Source organism: Streptomyces sp. NPDC043812, from assembly GCF_056436245.1.
Window position 1 is genome coordinate 119,127 of sequence record NZ_JBWKCY010000014.1, and the last position, 17,257, is coordinate 136,383.

Annotated in this window: 15 protein-coding genes; 12 read left to right on the plus strand and 3 right to left on the minus strand. The window is 70.7% G+C overall.

The features are described from left to right. The first annotated feature begins 180 nt into the window (after positions 1-180). Positions 181-1,389 carry an IS701 family transposase gene (locus AC067Z_RS21490; protein WP_478791161.1) on the plus strand — a complete coding sequence of 403 codons (1,209 nt, stop codon included), beginning with the start codon at positions 181-183 and terminating at the stop codon, positions 1,387-1,389. A 143-nt stretch (positions 1,390-1,532) separates the two neighbouring features. Here AC067Z_RS21490 and AC067Z_RS21495 read toward each other — a convergent pair whose 3' ends face one another. Continuing rightward, a complete protein-coding gene (locus tag AC067Z_RS21495) occupies positions 1,533-2,411 on the minus strand; it encodes a shikimate dehydrogenase (RefSeq protein ID WP_478791162.1) in 879 nt (292 codons plus the stop codon). A gap of 414 nt (positions 2,412-2,825) precedes the next feature. On the opposite strand from AC067Z_RS21495, the gene wrbA reads away from it, so the two are divergent. From wrbA to AC067Z_RS21540, 9 genes are all read left to right on the plus strand, one after another. Then, on the plus strand, positions 2,826-3,443 hold the full coding sequence (gene wrbA / locus AC067Z_RS21500; protein WP_478791163.1) for an NAD(P)H:quinone oxidoreductase: 618 nt from the start codon (positions 2,826-2,828) through the stop codon (positions 3,441-3,443). 365 nt (positions 3,444-3,808) lie between these two features. Further along, positions 3,809-4,552, plus strand: a complete 744-nt coding sequence (locus tag AC067Z_RS21505; RefSeq protein ID WP_478791164.1) for an SDR family NAD(P)-dependent oxidoreductase — start codon at positions 3,809-3,811, stop codon at positions 4,550-4,552. Beyond that, the gene (gene aroA, locus AC067Z_RS21510) at positions 4,552-5,814 is read left to right on the plus strand and encodes a 3-phosphoshikimate 1-carboxyvinyltransferase (protein ID WP_478791165.1); all 1,263 of its coding nucleotides are present in this window, start codon (positions 4,552-4,554) and stop codon (positions 5,812-5,814) included. The genes AC067Z_RS21505 and aroA overlap by 1 nt, the downstream gene beginning before the upstream one ends. Positions 5,815-6,004: 190 nt before the next feature. Continuing rightward, positions 6,005-7,222, plus strand: a complete 1,218-nt coding sequence (locus AC067Z_RS21515) for a 3-hydroxybenzoate 6-monooxygenase (RefSeq protein ID WP_478791166.1) — start codon at positions 6,005-6,007, stop codon at positions 7,220-7,222. 2 nt (positions 7,223-7,224) lie between these two features. Beyond that, on the plus strand, positions 7,225-8,409 hold the full coding sequence (gene aroC / locus AC067Z_RS21520; RefSeq protein ID WP_478791167.1) for a chorismate synthase: 1,185 nt from the start codon (positions 7,225-7,227) through the stop codon (positions 8,407-8,409). A gap of 305 nt (positions 8,410-8,714) precedes the next feature. Further along, positions 8,715-9,803 (plus strand): LLM class flavin-dependent oxidoreductase, encoded by a 1,089-nt coding sequence (locus AC067Z_RS21525; RefSeq protein ID WP_478791168.1) that lies wholly within the window; start codon positions 8,715-8,717, stop codon positions 9,801-9,803. A gap of 210 nt (positions 9,804-10,013) precedes the next feature. Further along, the gene (locus AC067Z_RS21530; protein ID WP_478791169.1) at positions 10,014-10,775 is read left to right on the plus strand and encodes a DsbA family oxidoreductase; all 762 of its coding nucleotides are present in this window, start codon (positions 10,014-10,016) and stop codon (positions 10,773-10,775) included. Between the two features lie 140 nt (positions 10,776-10,915). Continuing rightward, a complete protein-coding gene (locus AC067Z_RS21535; protein ID WP_478791170.1) occupies positions 10,916-12,013 on the plus strand; it encodes an acyl-CoA synthetase family protein in 1,098 nt (365 codons plus the stop codon). After that, positions 12,013-13,401, plus strand: a complete 1,389-nt coding sequence (locus tag AC067Z_RS21540) for an aldehyde dehydrogenase family protein (RefSeq protein ID WP_478791171.1) — start codon at positions 12,013-12,015, stop codon at positions 13,399-13,401. Before AC067Z_RS21535 ends, AC067Z_RS21540 begins: the two co-directional genes overlap by 1 nt. A gap of 80 nt (positions 13,402-13,481) precedes the next feature. On the opposite strand, the gene AC067Z_RS21545 is transcribed toward AC067Z_RS21540, so the two are convergent. Further along, positions 13,482-14,474, minus strand: a complete 993-nt coding sequence (locus AC067Z_RS21545; RefSeq protein ID WP_478791172.1) for a ScbA/BarX family gamma-butyrolactone biosynthesis protein — start codon at positions 14,472-14,474, stop codon at positions 13,482-13,484. Positions 14,475-14,621: 147 nt separating this feature from the next. Between AC067Z_RS21545 and AC067Z_RS21550 the strand changes: the two genes are divergently transcribed. Both AC067Z_RS21550 and AC067Z_RS21555 read left to right on the plus strand, forming a co-directional pair. Continuing rightward, positions 14,622-15,353, plus strand: a complete 732-nt coding sequence (locus AC067Z_RS21550; RefSeq protein ID WP_478791173.1) for a ScbR family autoregulator-binding transcription factor — start codon at positions 14,622-14,624, stop codon at positions 15,351-15,353. 182 nt (positions 15,354-15,535) lie between these two features. Beyond that, positions 15,536-16,300, plus strand: a complete 765-nt coding sequence (locus AC067Z_RS21555; RefSeq protein WP_478791174.1) for an SDR family oxidoreductase — start codon at positions 15,536-15,538, stop codon at positions 16,298-16,300. On the opposite strand, the gene AC067Z_RS21560 is transcribed toward AC067Z_RS21555, so the two are convergent. Then, positions 16,289-17,038 (minus strand): ScbR family autoregulator-binding transcription factor, encoded by a 750-nt coding sequence (locus AC067Z_RS21560; protein WP_478791175.1) that lies wholly within the window; start codon positions 17,036-17,038, stop codon positions 16,289-16,291. The genes AC067Z_RS21555 and AC067Z_RS21560 overlap by 12 nt on opposite strands. Between the last annotated feature and the right edge of the window lie 219 nt (positions 17,039-17,257).

Genomic DNA, 17,257 nt, shown 5'->3' on the forward strand with positions numbered 1-17,257 from the left:
CCCTTCCTCCCTGCATATGCCTCTGTCTCGTGAGGGAGACCTGACGGAGTGTGCGTGGCGTGTTTCGATTAAAAACCGACTGCGTGGTTTGGTATGGTGGTCGAGTTGGCCTGGTCAGTCACTCCCCGGCGAGCCCGGAGAGGTCCGAAGGACCGGGTCGCATCCAGGGAAGGGGGCCCTGTGGAAGGGACCAAGGACAGGGAAGGACGACCGGACATCGCCTGGGGCGATGTCGCCGACGACTTCGTGACCGAGTTCTCGAAGCGCATGCTCACCTCGCTGCCGCGCCGGGATCAGCGCGAGCGCGGGGAGTGGTACATCTCCGGACTGCTGTCGATCCCGGGACGCAAGTCCATGCGGTCCATCGCCTCGGTGATCGGGGGCGGCGCGGCCGAACAGCGACTCCACCACTTCATCAGCAAGTCATCCTGGGACTGGCTCGCCGTGCGCCGCGCCCTGGCCGGACATCTGGACCGGACACTGCTGCCGCACGCCTGGGTCGTCCGCCCGATGTTCGTCCTGAAGACCGGCGAGCACACCGTGGGCGTCGAGGAGGCATTCGTCCCCCAGCTGGGGCGGGTGGTCAACAGCCAGAAGTCGTACGGCGTCTGGCTGGCCAACGAGGAGCAGAGCGCGCCCATCAACTGGCGGCTGATCCTGCCGACGGACTGGCTGCAGGACAAGGAGCGGCGCAGGCGCGCCGAGATTCCGGAGGGTGAGGGCGAGGCCGACCCCGGCGCCGTCGCGCTGCACGCCGTACTGGAGCCGCTTCGGGCGTGGGGACTGCGCTGCCGCCCCGTGGTCATGGATGCCCGCGACCACGACGCCGCGGCGCTCGCACGGAACTTCGCGCGCAAGGGAGTCCCGTTCGTCCTGCGCATCGGCGGCACCACGAAGCTGCTCCCGAGCGACACTCTCTCGACGGGGCACGGTGAACGGCTGCTTCAGGCACAGCAGTTGATCGAGTGGGTGAAGAAGGCGTCCCGGCAGGTCGGCTGGGTCGACCCGCACAGCGCGATCAACCGCTCGGCGCTGGTGACCGGTACGAGGGTCACGCTGCCGGCTCCGGGCGGCGGGCTGCCGTTGCAACTGGCGGGGGCCTGGTCGGGATGGGAGCGACAGCCGGGGGAGTTGTGGCTGACCAATCTGACCGATGCGCCGCCCGCCGTGCTGCTGCGGCTCGGCAGGCTCACCGAGCGGGTCGAGCTGGACTTCGGCGAGATCAGCACCCGGGTGGGCGTGCGGGACTTCGAGGGCCGTACGTTCGGGGGCTGGCACCGCCATGTCACGCTCAGTTCCGTGGCGCACGCGATCGTGACCCTCTCCGCCGCCCGGCAGCAGGACGAGCGCGACGAACGCCATGAGCACAGCCTGATCCGCTCCGCCTGAACCCCCAGGCTCCTGCCCGGCCCGCGGCGTTCCCCGCGCTGCGGCCCAGGGCGGCCCCTCGCGCAGTCATGAGGGCAGGTACGACTCCGGGCCCCGCCGGGTCGTTCCTCCTGGTCCCGGGGTCCCGTCCGCAGGACAGGGACCTAGGCAGCCCTGCGGTCGATCTCCGCACGCACCGCTCGGCGCATCTCCTCCACCGGCACATCCGGACGGCCGGTCATCAACTCGACCTGGCGCACCGCCTGGTGCAACAGCATCGCGTGTCCGCCGACCGCCCGCGCGCCGCCGAAGCGCGCGGCGCGCGCCAGCCTCGTCGGCCACGGCGTGTGCACGACGTCGAGGACATCGGCGCCGCTGCGCGCGATCGCCGCGGCGTACGGATCCGCCGCGCCCGCCGGCAGGGTGGAGACGACCAGGCGCGCGCCGGCGAGGGCGTCGCCCAGTTCGTCGAACGTGTGGAAGCGAGCCGCGACGCCGAGCCTGGTGGCGGCCGCGCACACCAGGGCGCCGCGGCTGCGTTCCCGGACGACGACGGGGATCTCGCTCTGGCCCAGGTCCCTCAGTGCCGCCAGTGCCGAGCACGCGGTGGGACCGCCGCCCAGCACCACGGCGTCCGGCCGGCCGTCGGCGAGCCCCTCCTCCCGCAACGCGCGGACGATGCCGTGCACATCGGTGATGTCGCCGTAGCGCCGACCGTTGCGCAGCACCACGGTGTCCGCGCCGCCGACGTCCAGAGCCAGCGGCGTCACCTGGTCGACCAGCGGCAGCACCGCCCGTTTCAGCGGAACGGTCAGCGACACCCCCGCCCATGCGTCGTCGAGCGAGTCCAGGAGGACGGGCAGCTGCCGCTCGTCGCACTCCACAACGGCGTACGACCAGTCGAGACCGAGGGCGGCGTACGCGGCGCGATGCAGGGCGGGCGACAGGGAAGAGGCGACGGGGGACCCCAGGACCGCACAGCGCAATCCGCGTGGGGGCACGGAATCGATGTGTTGCCGGGGCGAGAGGCGAGCGGTGCTCATGTCGGTGCTCCTTGTCGGATCGGCCGGGGAGGACGGCGGGCGGGTGGTCGTGAAGGCGGCCGCGCCGTGGGCGATCACGGAGGGCAACGGCCGCCAGGGGGAGTTCACCCGGATGTCCGGGACATGCGCGCAGGCGTTCCCGGCTGAGGGTGCGATCGCACGGATTGTCGGCTTCCGTTATCCGACTCAGGGTGACGCCACGATGGATGGAGAGGGCACCTGCCAGCGGATACTTCGTCACACGGGATGACGCTGAGCGGCGCGGACGACGGACGGGCCGGCACCCCGTCGTCGCCACCGTCGTCACACGTGACGAAATCGGCGCGAATCGATTGAGGGCTCAAGCACCCACGAGCGAAGGTCGGATGCGGTTGCGAAACCGCCCACGCCACATCCGACAAGGAGCGCACCCCCGTGACGAACGTCGCCGTCATTTACTACTCGTCCACCGGTAACGTCCACAAGCTGGCCCTGGCCGCCGCCGAGTCGGCGGAGAAGGCGGGCGCCGAGGTCCGGCTGCGTCAGGTGGCCGAGCTGGCCCCCGAGGCCGCCATCGCCTCCAACCCGGCCTGGAGCGCGCACCGCGAGGCGTCCAAGGACGTCGAGGTCGCGAGCCTGGACGACCTGCTCTGGGCCGACGTCATCCTCTTCGGCACGCCCACCCGCTACGGCCTGCCGGCCGCCCAGCTCAAGCAGTTCATCGACACCACGGGCGGCATCTGGGCCAAGGGCCTGCTCGTGAACAAGGTCGTCTCCTCGTTCACCTCGACCTCGCAGACCCACGGCGGCCAGGAGAGCACGATCCTGGCGCTGAACAACACCTTCTACCACTGGGGCGCGATCATCGTGCCGCCCGGCTACGCCGACGGCATCCAGTTCGACATCAAGAACGGCAACCCGTACGGCGCCAGCCACGTCGGCTACAACAACGAGGTTCCCGGCGCCGAGAACCTGGCGGCCATCGAGTTCCAGGCCCGCCGGGCCCTGGAGATCGGTACCGCGCTGAAGCGCGGCCTCGAGGCCGCGGCCTGATCCGACGACGGCGCGGGCGCTGCGGACGGGCCGGGCGGCGAGCACGCCGCCCGGCCCGTCCGCTCGTTCGTGCTGTCCGGCCGGCGGCCCCGGTGCCGGCGCCCCGCGTTCCCATTCCCTGAATTCCGGGGGAATGGGAACGCGGGGCTTTTTTGTCGCACGGTGGACACCTGTCATCAGCTGACGAAGTAGTCGGTAGCGTATTGAGCGGTGGCCAGGGGGCGGCGCAGAGTGAAGGGGATTCCAGGGGCGTTTCCGGTATCGCGCAGTTCGCGAACCGTGTGAATTGCTTCGCAGTAATCCATTGGTCGACCTGTTTCTCCGGTCGCAGAGCATCGCCCCTTCAGCCGCTACAGGAGATCCTGATGACTGCACGATTCACCGGCAAGGTCGCACTTGTCACCGGAGGCGGATCCGGTACCGGCCGAGCGACCGCGCTCGCCTTCGCCAAGGAGGGCGCCACCGTCGTGGTCGCCGGGCGGGAGCCCCGCGACCTGCAGGAGACCGTCCAGCTGATCGAGAAAGAGGGCGGCACCGCCGACGCCGTCATGGCCGATGTGACACACGCCCTGGACGTGATCCGGCTGGTGGATTCGACCGTGGAGCGCCACGGCGGACTGCACATCGCCTTCAACAACGCCTGCTGGGTCCCGCACCCCCATATGATCGCGGAAACCTGCGAGGCCGTCTGGGGCGAGGTCCTTTCCACGAATCTCACCGGCGTATGGCTGCTGATGAAGCACGAGATCGCCCATATGCGGGAGAACGGCGGTGGTGTGATCGTCAATCACTCCACCAATGTCAGTGTGAACGGCCGCCGGCTCGGATTCGGTGCCTATGCATCGACGAAGGCGGCGCTTTCCGCACTCACCAGGACCGCCGCCCAGGAGCACATAGGCGACGGCATCCGCATCAACTCCATCAGCCCCGGCGACGTCGAGGCCACCAACGGCCAGGCCGAGTGGGAGGAGCACGTGCGGACGTCGGCTCCGTCCGGACGCGTCGCACGGACCGAGGAGATCGCCGACAACATCGTGTGGCTCGCCAGTTCCGAGTCCCGGTTCGTCGTCGGCCACGACCTCGTACTGGACGGCGGGGTGACCCTCTGATGTCCGGGATACGTGCCCGCGCGGCCCGTATCCCAGGGTCCAAGAGCATCACCAACCGGGCCCTGCTGCTGGCCGCCGCGGCCGAGGGGACGAGCGAGCTGATCGCCCCGCTCGTCAGCGACGACACCGTCGCCTTCCGCGAGGCGCTCACCGGCCTCGGAGTCGGAGTCGACGTGCGCGGGGACAGCTGGACCGTGACCGGGCTCGGCGGCGCGCCGCGCGGCCGGGCGACGATCCGGTGTGCCGACGCGGGCACCGCGGCCCGCTTCCTGCCGGTCCTCGCGGCCGCAGGCGAGGGCGAGTTCCACTTCGACGGCTCCGACCAGCTCAGGGCGCGCCCGCTCGGGCCGCTGACCCGGGCGCTGGTCGAACTGGGCGCACGCGTCGAGACGGGCGACGGCGGCGGTCTGCCGCTGCGCATCACCGCACGCGGGCTGGCCGGCGGCGAACTCACCCTCGACTCCTCCGCAAGCAGCCAGTACCTGACCGGCCTCCTGCTGTCCGCGCCGCTGATGCGCGAGCCGCTGACCGTCGCCGCGCACGGGCTGGTCAGCCGCCCGTACATCGACATGACCATCGCCCTGATGCGTCACTTCGGCGCACAGGTCACGACCGGCGCCGAGGGCCGGCTGCGGGTGGAGCGCGGGGGCTACGCCGGCAGCACGCTACACGTCGAACCCGACGCGTCGACCGCCTCCTACGTCTTCGCCGCGGCGGCCGTCACCGGTACCACGGTGACCGTGCCGCACCTCGGCAAGAACAGCCTGCAGGGCGATCTGCGCTTCGCCGAGGTACTCGCACGGACCGGCGCCCGGGTGGAGAGCGGTCCGGACGCCACCACCGTCACCGGCACCGGCCGGCTGCGCGGCGGCTTCGACGTCGACATGGGGGACATCTCCGACACCTTCATGACCCTGGCGGCCGTCGCTCCGCTCGCCGACGGGCCCATCACCATCCACGGCATCCGCCATGCGCGGTTCAAGGAGTCCGACCGCATCACCGCGATCGCGGCAAACCTGCGCGCGGGCGGCATCGGGGTCGAGGAGGGCGAGGACCGGATCACCGTCCACCCCGGGCGGATGGCTCCCACGGAGATCGCCTGCCACCGCGACCATCGCATCGCCATGGCCTTCTCCGTCCTCGGACTTCGCACCCCCGGCATCACCCTCGACGACCCCGGCTGCGTCGCCAAGACCTTCCCCGGCTTCCACGAGGAGCTGGCGAGGCTCTTCGGCCCGCAGGCACCCCACCCGGCGCACTGATCACCGACGAGGCAACGGCGCGGCAGCACGGACAAGGGCGCCGTCACCACGGACAACGGCGGCACCACGGACAACGGTGCGGCACCACGGACAACGGCGCGGCATTGCACTGCACTTCGCGACAGGCACAGCACGCACGGCACACGCCCAACGAGCAGCAGACACACGAGAAGCGGGAAGAGAGAGCGAGATGGCGAACATCATCATTGCGGGCGGTGGGATCGGCGGTCTGGCGGCGGCCCTGAGCATCTCCCGGCGCGGCCACAAGGTCACGGTCCTCGAGGCCCGTGACACCTTCACCGAACTCGGCGCCGGCATCCAGCTCGGCCCGAACGCCTTCCAGGCCCTGGACCAGCTCGGCGTCGGCGACGAGGTCCGCGCCCGCGCGGTGCACATCGACGAACTGCGCTTCATGGACGGCACCACCGGCGAGAAGGTCGCCGTCATGCCGCTCACCGGCGAATACCGCCGCCGCTTCGGCAACCCCTACGCGGTCGTCCACCGGATCGACCTGTACGCGCCGCTGCTGGAGGCCTGCCGCGCCACCCCCGAGACGATCGAGCTGCGCACCGAGGCGTCGGTCGTGAGCTACGCGCAGACGCCCGGCGCGGTCACCGTCCGGCTCACCTCCGGCGAGGAGGTCAGCGGCGCGGCGCTCATCGGCGCCGACGGCATCAACTCCTTCGTCCGCAAGCAGCTCATCGGCGACGGCTTCCCCCGCGTGTCCGGGCACACCATCTACCGCTCGGTGATCCCCATGGAGCAGGTCCCCGAGGAGCTGCGCTGGAACACGGTGACGCTGTGGGCCGGACCCAAGTGGCACTTCGTCCACTACCCCATCGGCGAGGGCAAGTTCCTCAACCTCGCGGCCACCCGCGACGACAACGCCGACAAGGCCGTCATCGGCGACCCGGTCTCCAAGGAGCACGTGCTCGGCGAGTTCCCCGAGCTCGGCGAGACCGCGCGCCGTCTGCTGGACCTCGGCGAGGACTGGCGTACCTGGGTCCTGTGCGACCGTGACCCGGTCTCGAACTGGACCGACGGCCGGGTGGTCCTCGTGGGGGACGCCGCCCACCCGATGCTGCAGTACGCAGCGCAGGGCGCCTGCCAGGCCGTCGAGGACGCGGTGGTGCTCGGTGAGCTGATCGGCACCGAGGAGTCCGAATTCGAGGCGAACTTCCAGAAGTTCAACGCCGAACGCCGTGAGCGCACCGCCGCGACCCAGCGGATCGCGCGCGAGATGGGACGCCTGCTGTACCACCCGGCGGGCGAAGCGGCGAAGGAGCGCAACGCGATGCTGGGCTCGCTCAGCGCCGACGACCTGTACGACAAGGTGGCGTGGCTGCACGGCAGCAAGGTCGGCGTCGCCGGCCACATCGCCCCGCCCGTTCCCGCCGGACTGGTCTGACGATGGGCAGTCTGCGTTGGCTCACCGCGGGTGAGTCGCACGGCCCGGCACTCGTGGCGACGCTGGAGGGGCTGCCCGCCGGTGTTCCGGTCACCACCGAGGTGGTGGCAAAAGCTCTGGCGAGGCGGCGCCTCGGGTACGGCCGGGGTGCCCGGATGTCCTTCGAACGGGACGAGGTCACGTTCCTGGGCGGGGTACGGCACGGCCTGACGCAGGGCGGCCCGGTCGCCGTGATGGTCGGCAACAGCGAGTGGCCGAAGTGGGAGCAGGTGATGTCGGCCGATCCGGTGGATCCGGAGGTGCTCGACGGGCTGGCCCGCAACGCCCCGCTGACCCGGCCGCGCCCCGGCCACGCCGACCTCGCCGGCATGCAGAAGTACGGGTTCGACGACGCGCGGCCGGTGCTGGAGCGGGCGAGTGCGCGGGAGACCGCGGCCCGGGTGGCGCTCGGCTCGGTCGCCCGCGCCTATCTCGGCGAGGCCGCCGGGATCGAGATCCTGTCGCACGTCGTGGAGCTGGGCGCGGCACGGACACCCTCCGGCCTGTTGCCGGTCCCCGCCGACGTGCCGCGGCTGGACTCGGATCCGGTCCGCTGCCTGGACGCCGTCGGGAGTAGGGCGATGGTCGCCGAGATCGATCAGGCGCACAAGGACGGCGACACGCTCGGCGGGGTGGTGGAGGTCCTCGCGTACGGGGTCCCGGTCGGCCTCGGCTCGTACGTCCACTGGGACCGCCGGCTGGATGCCCGGCTGGCCGCCGCACTGATGGGCGTACAGGCGATCAAGGGCGTCGAGGTCGGCGACGGCTTCGAACTGGCCCGGGTACCCGGCTCCAAGGCGCATGACGAGATCGTGGCCACGGAGCAGGGCGTGCGGCGCACGTCGGGCCGTGCGGGCGGCACGGAGGGCGGCATGTCCACGGGCGAGGTACTGCGGGTGCGGGCGGCGATGAAGCCGATCGCGACGGTGCCGCGGGCGTTGGCGACGTTCGACGTACGCACGGGCGAGCAGGCGCGGGCACACCATCAGCGCTCGGACGTATGCGCGGTGCCGGCGGCCGGGATCGTGGCCGAGGCGATGGTGGCGCTGGTGCTCGCGGAGGCGGTCGCGGAGAAGTTCGGCGGTGACAGCGTCGTCGAGACCCGTCGCAACCTCACCTCGTACCTGGATGCGCTGACCGTCCGCTGAGAGCCGGTCCGGTGCCCCGGAGCGTGGCCATGCGCTTCGGGGCACCGGACCTGACGGAGTACGGCCCGCGGCGTTCGCCGGTGGTCCCACGGGCGGAACACTCGACGACGTGGCATGCCCCAGGAGCCGGGGAGCTGCGGTGCCGGGCGCCGGGATCGGTGGCCGCCACAAGGGTGAGACCGCGCCGAGGAGTTCGGCGTGGGCAACGGAATCCCGGCCGAGCTGCCGGTCCGCCTGCGCCCCACCGGGAACATCGCGCCGGCGGCAGCGCGGAGCGAGCCCGGGCGGAGAAGGGGACGGACAGCATGCAGTTCGGCATATTCAGCATCGGCGACGTGGGCAAGGACCCGGCCACCGGCCGCGCGCCCAGCGAGCACGAACGCCTCAAGGCCATGGTCGCGCTCGCCGAGAAGGCCGAGGAGATCGGCCTGGACGTGTTCGCGACCGGCGAGCACCACAACCCGCCCTTCGTGCCGTCGTCCCCGACGACCCTGCTCGGCCACATCGCCGCGCGCACGGAGCGCATCATCCTGTCGACGGCGACCACGCTGATCACCACCAACGACCCGGTGAAGATCGCCGAGGACTTCTCGGTGCTCCAGCACCTCGCCGACGGCCGGGTCGATCTGATGATGGGGCGCGGCAACACCCCGCCGGTGTACCCGTGGTTCGGCCAGGACATCCGGCAGGGCATCCCCCTCGCGGTCGAGAACTACGCGCTGCTGCACCGGCTGTGGCGCGAGGACGTCATCGACTGGGAGGGCAGGTTCCGTACGCCGCTGCAGGGCTTCACCGCCACTCCGCGCCCGCTGGACGGGGTGCCGCCGTTCGTATGGCACGGCTCGATCCGCTCGCCGGAGATCGCCGAGCAGGCCGCGTACTACGGCGACGGCTTCTTCGCGAATCACATCTTCTGGCCCAAGGACCATTTCGTCCGGCTGGTCAATCTCTACCGGGAGCGGTACGCGCACTACGGGCACGGCGCACCGGAACAGGCCGTCGTCGGACTCGGCGGCCAGTTCTTCATGCGGAGGAAATCGCAGGACGCCGTGCGGGAATTCCGGCCGTACTTCGACAATGCGCCGCTGTACGGCGGCGCCCGGCTCGAGGATTTCATGGAGCAGACCCCGCTGACGGTCGGGTCCCCGCAGGAGGTCATCGACAAGACGCTGGCCTTCCGGGAGACATTCGGCGACTACCAGAGGCAGTTGTTCATCGTCGACGCCCATTCGATCCCGCTGAAGACGGCGCTGGAACAGCTCGACCTGTTCGGCGAGGAAGTGCTCCCGGTGCTCCGGAAGGAGTTCGCGTCGGGCCGTCCCGCCGATGTCCCGGCGGGTCCCACCCACGCTGAGCGGGTCGCGCGCAAGGCCCAGGAGCCGGCGGCCGGTTGAGCGAACCGGGCCTGCCGTCCCCCTCCGGCAGGCCCGGTCGCACGGAAAATGACGAAGTCCTCGACGGGGCCGCGTCCGAGGCGTGTCCGGAGGACAGACTGACGGTGCCGCGCTTCGGCCGGTGGCGGTTCTCCCCCGGTCCGGCCCGATGACGTGGCCCGGAACAGGGCCTGTCCGGCGCATCGGGCCCTCCAGGAAAGAGGACCCCTGATGGACCCCTTGGCCGACACCGCGACCCTGCCGGAGCAGCGCCGGACGCACGAGGCACCGGCCGGCGACGCGCTCTTCTCCTCCGACTCCCGGACCGTGACCGTGTGGTCGGACATCGGCTGCCCCTGGGCGACGCTCGCCCTGCACACGCTGCACGCGGCGGCTGAAGCCCGCGGCACCGAACTCGTCGTCGACCACCGGGTGTTCCCGCTGGAGCTGTTCAACAGCCAGTCCACCCCGAAGCCGATCATCGACGCCGAGGTGGTGGCGATCGGCGCCAAGGTGCCCGCACTGGGCTGGCGGATGTGGTCCGGGCCCGAGTACACCTACCCGGTGACGACCCTCCCCGCGATGGAGGCCGTCCAGGCCGCCAAGGACCCGGCCGTCGGTGGTCTGCCCGCCTCCGACCAGCTGGACACCGCCCTCCGGCACGCCTTCTACGGGCAGGGCCGCTGCATCAGCCTCCCGTCGGAGATCCTCGCGGTCGCCGGCGAATGCCCGCTGGTGGACGAGAAGGCCCTGGCCGCGGCCGTGGAGCGGGGCGAGGGACGGGCCGCCCTCTACCGCGACTTCGCCGTCGCCCGCGGACCGCGGGTGCAGGGCAGTCCGCACCTGTTCACCGCGGCCGGCATCGACGTGCACAACCCGGGTGCCGACTTCCGCTGGACGGCCGACCCCCAGCAGGGCGGCTTCCCGGACATCCGTGCGTACACGACCGACTGGACGCAGGCCGTCCTCGACTCCGTCGGCCCGCAGAAGTGACGATGCGCCGTCAATTCTTTCTGTCCGCCACCTGACAGAGTAAATTGGCGGCCTTTGCCGGGATCGATGCGCGGGCATTTCAATGATTTGGACAAGCAGACTTGTTCTCGCTCTTGCTGTTTCCCGAAGGGAGCACATCGGTGTCCGCCATCGATCCCATTCTTGAGCTGCCGTACGGTGTCACGCCGGACCCGGACGAATTCCTGCGTGCGGCGCTCCGCTGGCATTTCTCTCCCGAAACCGGATCGCCGTTCTGGCTCGATCAGGCCCGGAATCTGGAATTCGACCCCATAGCCGATGTGCGCGGGTTCGACGATCTCAAGCTGTTCCCCAACGTGGCGAACACCCTGCGCGACGTCCGTGCGGAGGACCTGATCCCCCGCGGTTACGGCCCCCGCCCCAAGGTCGTCGGCGTCTTCGACAGCGGCGGCACGACGGGCGCCCCGAAGCGCGTCGTCATGCTCCAGGAGTGGCTGGAGATGTTGATCGCCCACAGCAGCGCCCAGCTCGACGCCCACGGCGTGCCGCGCGACGTGAACTGGCTGCTGTCGATCCCGTCCGGCCCGCACATGGTCGGCGCCACCTTCCAGCAGTTGGTGGCGGCCCGTGGCGGCCTGTCGTTCACGATCGACGTGGACCCGCGGTGGGTGAAGAAGATCATCGCCCGCGGTGCCGAGACCGAGGCCGACCTGTACACCGACCACCTGGTCGACCAGCTCGGGTACGCGCTCACCTCCCAGGACATCGGTGTGCTGATGCTGACGCCGCCGGTGCTGGAGCGGTTGAGCCGGCGCGACGACCTCGTCGAGCTGATCCGCAAGAAGGTCAAGGCGATCATGTGGGTCGGCACGCAGCTCGACCCCGACACCCGCCATCTGTACCGCACGGAGCTGTACCCGGGCATCGCCCTCTACAGCGGGTTCGGCAACACGATGACCCTCGGTCACGTCAGCGAGCGCCCCGGCCTCAGCGACGACGAGCCGTGCGTCTACGACCCGTTCTCCCCGTACATGACCTACAACGTCATCGACCTGGAGGCCCGCAAGCCCGTCGAGTACGGCGAGCGCGGCCGGGTCGTCATGAACTACGTCGGCAAGAGCCTGTTCCTGCCGAACAACCTGGAGCGGGACTTCGCCACCCGCATCCGCCCGCTGGAGGGCCAGGTCGGCGACTCCGTCGCGGACATCGCCCCGGTGCGCGAGTTCGACGACGAGAAGGTCATCGAGGGGGTCTACTGATGACCGCCGAACCGGTCGCACTCGACGCGCTCGGCCCGAACGGTCCCTACCGGTCCCGCAAGCGGCTCACCATCCCCGATGTGTCCGGTGCGCCCACCGCCGAACTGAGCCTCGTTCCCGCGCTGTTCGTGGGACGCGCCATGGTCGCGCTGCGCAAGGCGAGCCCGCTGCCGCTCGAGCAGCGGCTCGACGCCCTCTCCCGGGCCGGCCGGATCTTCCGCGAGGAGGAGATCGCCGGACTCTCGTACGAGGCGTACGAGCGGACCGTCTCGCGGATCTGCGGTGTGCCGCTGCAGGCCGTGCGGTCCGCGGCCGACGAGATCGCCGACTCGGCCGAGCGGGTGCTGACCCCCTCGTACAACGCCCGGCCGGCCGGTGCCGTCCCGGACTGGCGGGACCCGCTCACCCGGGGCGGGCGCGCGGTGTGGACACGGCGCGGCGAGGTCCTCGCGGTCAACGCCGCGGGCAACCACCCCGCACCGCACGCCCTGTGGCTGGAGGCGCTCGCCCTCGGCTACCGGGTGGCCGTACGCCCCTCCCGGCGCGAGCCGTTCACGCCGCACCGGCTGGTGCTGGCGCTGCGGGCGGCGGGCTTCGGCGACGACCAGGTCGTCCTGCTGCCCACCGACCACTCGGTCGCCGACGAGGTGATGGCGGGCGCCGACCTGAGCATCAGCTACGGCGGCGACGACGTGGTCAAGAAGTACGCCGAGGACACCACGGTGCTCGCCCAGGGCCCCGGCCGGACCAAGATCCTCGTCACCGCGGACGCGGACTGGCGGGAGCACCTGGACACGATCGCCGACTCCGTCGGCCACCACGGCGGCGTCAAGTGCGTCAACACGACGGCCGTGTTCGTCGAGGGCGACCCCGCGCCGCTGGCGCGTGCCCTGGCCGAGCGGCTGGGCGCCCTGCCGTCCCTGCCGCCCGAGGACGAGAAGGCCGTCCTGCCCGTCCAGCCGGCCGAGACCGCACGGAACCTGGAGCGGTATCTGCTCGCCCAGGCCGCCGGGACCACCGCACACCTGGGTGGCGACGGCGTCGTCGACGAACTGCCCGACGGAAGCGCCGTGCTGCGGCCCGCCGTGCACGAGCTCTCCGGCACGGACGGCGGTCAGCACCGCGTCGAACTGCCCTTCCCCTGCGTGTGGGTGGTGCCCTGGAGCCGCGAGGACGGCATCGCGCCGCTGCGGGAGTCGCTCGTTCTCGGTGTGATCACCGGTGACGAGAGCCGGCACACGGAGCTCATCGACGCCCTGGTGGAGGACCCCACCATCTGCAACGTCCATCTCGGGGACCACCCCACCCACTGGATGGACCGCAGCGTGCCGCACGACGGCTACCTCGGCGAGTTCCTGATGCGCACCAAGACCGTCATCCGCGGATGACACCGAGCAGGAGGCCCTGTCCATTCCCGGGACAGGGCCTCCGTCTTCGTTTCACCCGCTGTTCGGGCCGAGCGCTCCCGCTACCACTCACCCACGGCCGGCGGCCAGTTGAGGCGGGACGTGAGCACGCAGCGGAAGGTGAGCTCGTCACGCTGGATCCCCGTGACCTCGATCGCCCGGCTGCCGGGAAGGGCGGCCTGGACGTCACGGGCCTCGATCCAGCACGGCTCGTCGAACTCCACGTACTTCATCGGAACGATGGAGGTCGACGTCGGCACGTACCCGTCGGGGCCCGCGTGGGCGAAGGCCGCCTGGTGCGCCGCCTCGACCAGGACCAGTCCCGGCACATGGTCGACCGGATGGTCCAGCAGGGCCAGGTGCCCGGTGTCGCCGCGCAGTTGCCACCTGCCCGGCAGGCCGGTGGGTGCGAGCGTCACCTCGTCCTCGGCGGTCCGGCCCACGAGGGCCGGCGCGACGGGGGCGGGGACGTTGCCGGTCGGCTTGGCGGAGGCGTACTCCCCTCGCAACCGTCCGTAGACGGTCGGCGGCACCCAGCTGAACGCGGCACTGCAGGTCACGAAGATGCTGCCCTCGTGCGAGAACACGAAGTGCATGTCCAGGCTGCGGCGTCCGGACGGTACGCACCGGACGTCGATCTCGATGGCGTCCATGGCCAGGTCCACCGTGGGGTGGTCCGGGTCCGAGGAGTACTGGAGCTTGTTCATCAGGTACTGGTCCGAGGTGGGCGTCTCGAACGCTGCGTGCGCCAGCAGCAGACCGGTCTGGCGGATGGTCTGCGCCACGAGCATCTCGTTGTGCCTGGCCCGCGGGGCCGGAGCGAAGAACCCATGTGCCACCGTCCAGTCGGCGGAGAGGCGGAAGCGGTCCTCGCCCAGGCGGGTCCACGAGGTGATGAGGATGTCGTCCTCGGCGACGCGGTGCACGAACTTCGGGGTGATCGGTCCGCCGGGTCGGGTGGCGGCCGTGGAGACTACCGCCGAGGTCGGTGAGGAAACCGACCGGCGGATCTTGCGCACGTGCCTTTTTCGGGCATGGATCGACATCTGAGACATAGAACCCCCCAGGCTCCTGGCCTTCTACGTGAGAACGGCTGTCCGTTCCCCTGCTAAGATACGGACTGCCCGGTTTGTTTTGTCAATCGGTCTGAGGCAAACTAAAAAAGAACATGAACGTGGGCGGGGGAGTGAGAGGAGGGCCTGATGGCACGTCAGGAACGCGCGACGAGGACACGTGCGACGATTCTGGAGGCGGCGGCAGCCGTCTTCGCGGAGCGTGGCTATGAGGCCGCGACCATTGCGGACATCCTGAACCGCGCGGATGTGACAAAGGGTGCGCTGTACTTCCACTTCTCGTCCAAGGAAGACCTCGCCAGGGGCGTCCTCGAGTTCGCGGTGACCACCGACGGAGTGCCCGACCAGCCGTCCAAGCTGCAGGAACTCGTGGACGTGAGCATGGTGCTCGCACACCGCCTGCCGCGTGAGGTCGTGCTGCGCGCGGCGTCCCGGCTCGCCGCGGACCAGAGCTCCCAGGAGTTCTTCGCCGCCCCGTACGGCGAGTGGACCAAGCTGATCGCGAGCCTTCTCGTGGAGGCCAAGACGCGCGGCGAGCTGTTGCCGCACGTGGTGCCAGAGGAGACCGCCGGGATCCTCGTCGGCGCCTTCACCGGGCTGTCGCTGACTTCGCAGGCCGCATCCGGCATGGCGTGTCTGGAGCGTCAAGTGGGCCTGATGTACGACCACATGCTGCCCGCGATCGCCATCCCGGGCATCCTCGGCAGGCTGGACACCCGGCCCGACCGCGGGGCCAGGGTGGTCGCCCAGGTGGCCGAGGACCGCATCGCGGGCGAGGAGGGCCCGGCGCAGGAGCAGGAACGGGCAGGGGACCCACTGGCGTTGGGGGCCGCTGCGGGAGTGGCGTCGGCGGGCGCATAGGACCACTGGCCCGGACCAGGACCAGGGCGGACGGCGAACTTCACCGTCTTCCCGCGCCACGGCGCGGACCGGGCGAGACTTTGCGGGCACGACCGGGGGGTCTTCCGGCGGGGCGCCCGCCCCGCCGGCAGGGTGCCCGGATCCACGCGCACATTGATCACTTCGAAGGGGAGGGCGGTCGCATGACTGCTTCGGGTGCAAGGACGGCGCTGGTCACAGGGGCGAGCAGGGGGATCGGCCGCGGTATCGCACAGCGGCTGGCGCGGGACGGATTCCTCGTCGCCGTCCACTACGGGAACAACGAGGCCGCCGCGAAGGAGACGGTCGAGTCGATCACTGCCGAAGGGGGGCGGTCGTTCGCCGTACGTGCCGATCTCGCGGCCCACGACGGGGTGGCTTCGCTCTACGAGGGCTTCCGCGAGGGACTGGCTGCGCAGGGCGCGGCACCGGGGCTGGACGTGCTGGTCAACAACGCGGCACTCGGGCCGACGGCACGGATCGACGAGGTGACCGAGGCGGACTTCGACCTGCTGCTCGCGGTCAACGTCAAGGCGCCGTTCTTCCTGGTGCAGCAGGGCCTCGGACTGCTGAGGGACGGCGGACGGGTGGTCAATGTGTCGTCCGGCGTCACCCGGATCGCGTTCCCCGAGGCCATCGCCTACTCGATGACCAAGGGAGCCGTGGACACGTTCACGCTTGCCCTGGCCAAGGAGCTCGCCGGCCGCGGCATCACCGTGAACACGGTGGCGCCCGGCTTCGTCGAGACGGACATGAACGCGCCGCTGCGTGAGACGCCGGAGGGAGCGGCGTTCCTGGCCGGCTTCTCGGCCTTCGGCCGGATCGGTCAGCCGGCCGACATCGCGGACGTGGTGGGCTTCCTGGCGTCCGAGGAGTCCCGCTGGGTCACCGGGCAGTACATCGACGCCACGGGCGGCTCACGGCTCTGACACCGGGCTCGGGGCGGCGGTGGTGCGGGGACCGGGCACTCCGCTCCCGGGTGTCCGTGCGGGCACGCTCCGCACGGCTCCCGGGCCGCCGCCCGCCCGCAGCCGCGGCAGATGGTCGGCGGCGGCCACCTCCGGGAGCACCAGCTCCCAGATCCGGGTGAGCCAGGCCCGGGGCGCGGGGGGCTCCCCGGGGCTCCGTTCCGGCACGAGGTCCGCCAGCACGCACCGGTCCCGCACGGTCGACTCGAGACCGGCCATCAGGTACGCCACCAGGACGGCGACGGTGTGGACATCGGTGCCCGGGAACAGCGAGCTGTCGACCCGGGCGCGGTGCAGCAGACGTCGTACGGGCTGGGTCCAGGCAGTGTTCCAGCGGCTGGGGTGGGCGGTGTTCGCCGTGTGTTCGCGGGCGAGACGGGCGCCGGCCCGGGCGATCGGGTCGGTCTCCAGCAGCACGGCCAGTGCGTGGGTGATGTCGATGACGGACTGCAGGGCGGGACCCGAGCGGCGGCGGACCTCGTCGACGACGGATCGCGCGGCGGTGTGCGCGGACTCCTGGACGGCGTCCGCCAGTTCGTCCTTGGAGGCGAAGTGGAACGACAGGGCGCCCTTGGAGACACCGGCGGCCTCGCTGATGCGGGTGAGGGAGGAGCGCTCGTAGCCGACCTCGTCGAAGGTGTGGGCGGCCGCGTCGATCAAGGCCCGCCGGGTCTGCTCCGCCCGCTCCTGCTTGGCCATCGCCGCCTCCCTTACGCAGTGCCCCGGCATTACGAGGGACCTGCCTCAGCAGAGAAACCTACCATGCGGTTTCTTTACTGTCTGATGGCATGGCAGATCCGGCGGGAATTGCTCCCCTTGGTCGCTGAAACTACCCCGAATCGCGAGGTCGGAGCCCCAAGGAGCGTCAGACATCGTCACATCGATCACATCGAGCGAGCTAAGAAACCGTTTAGTCGG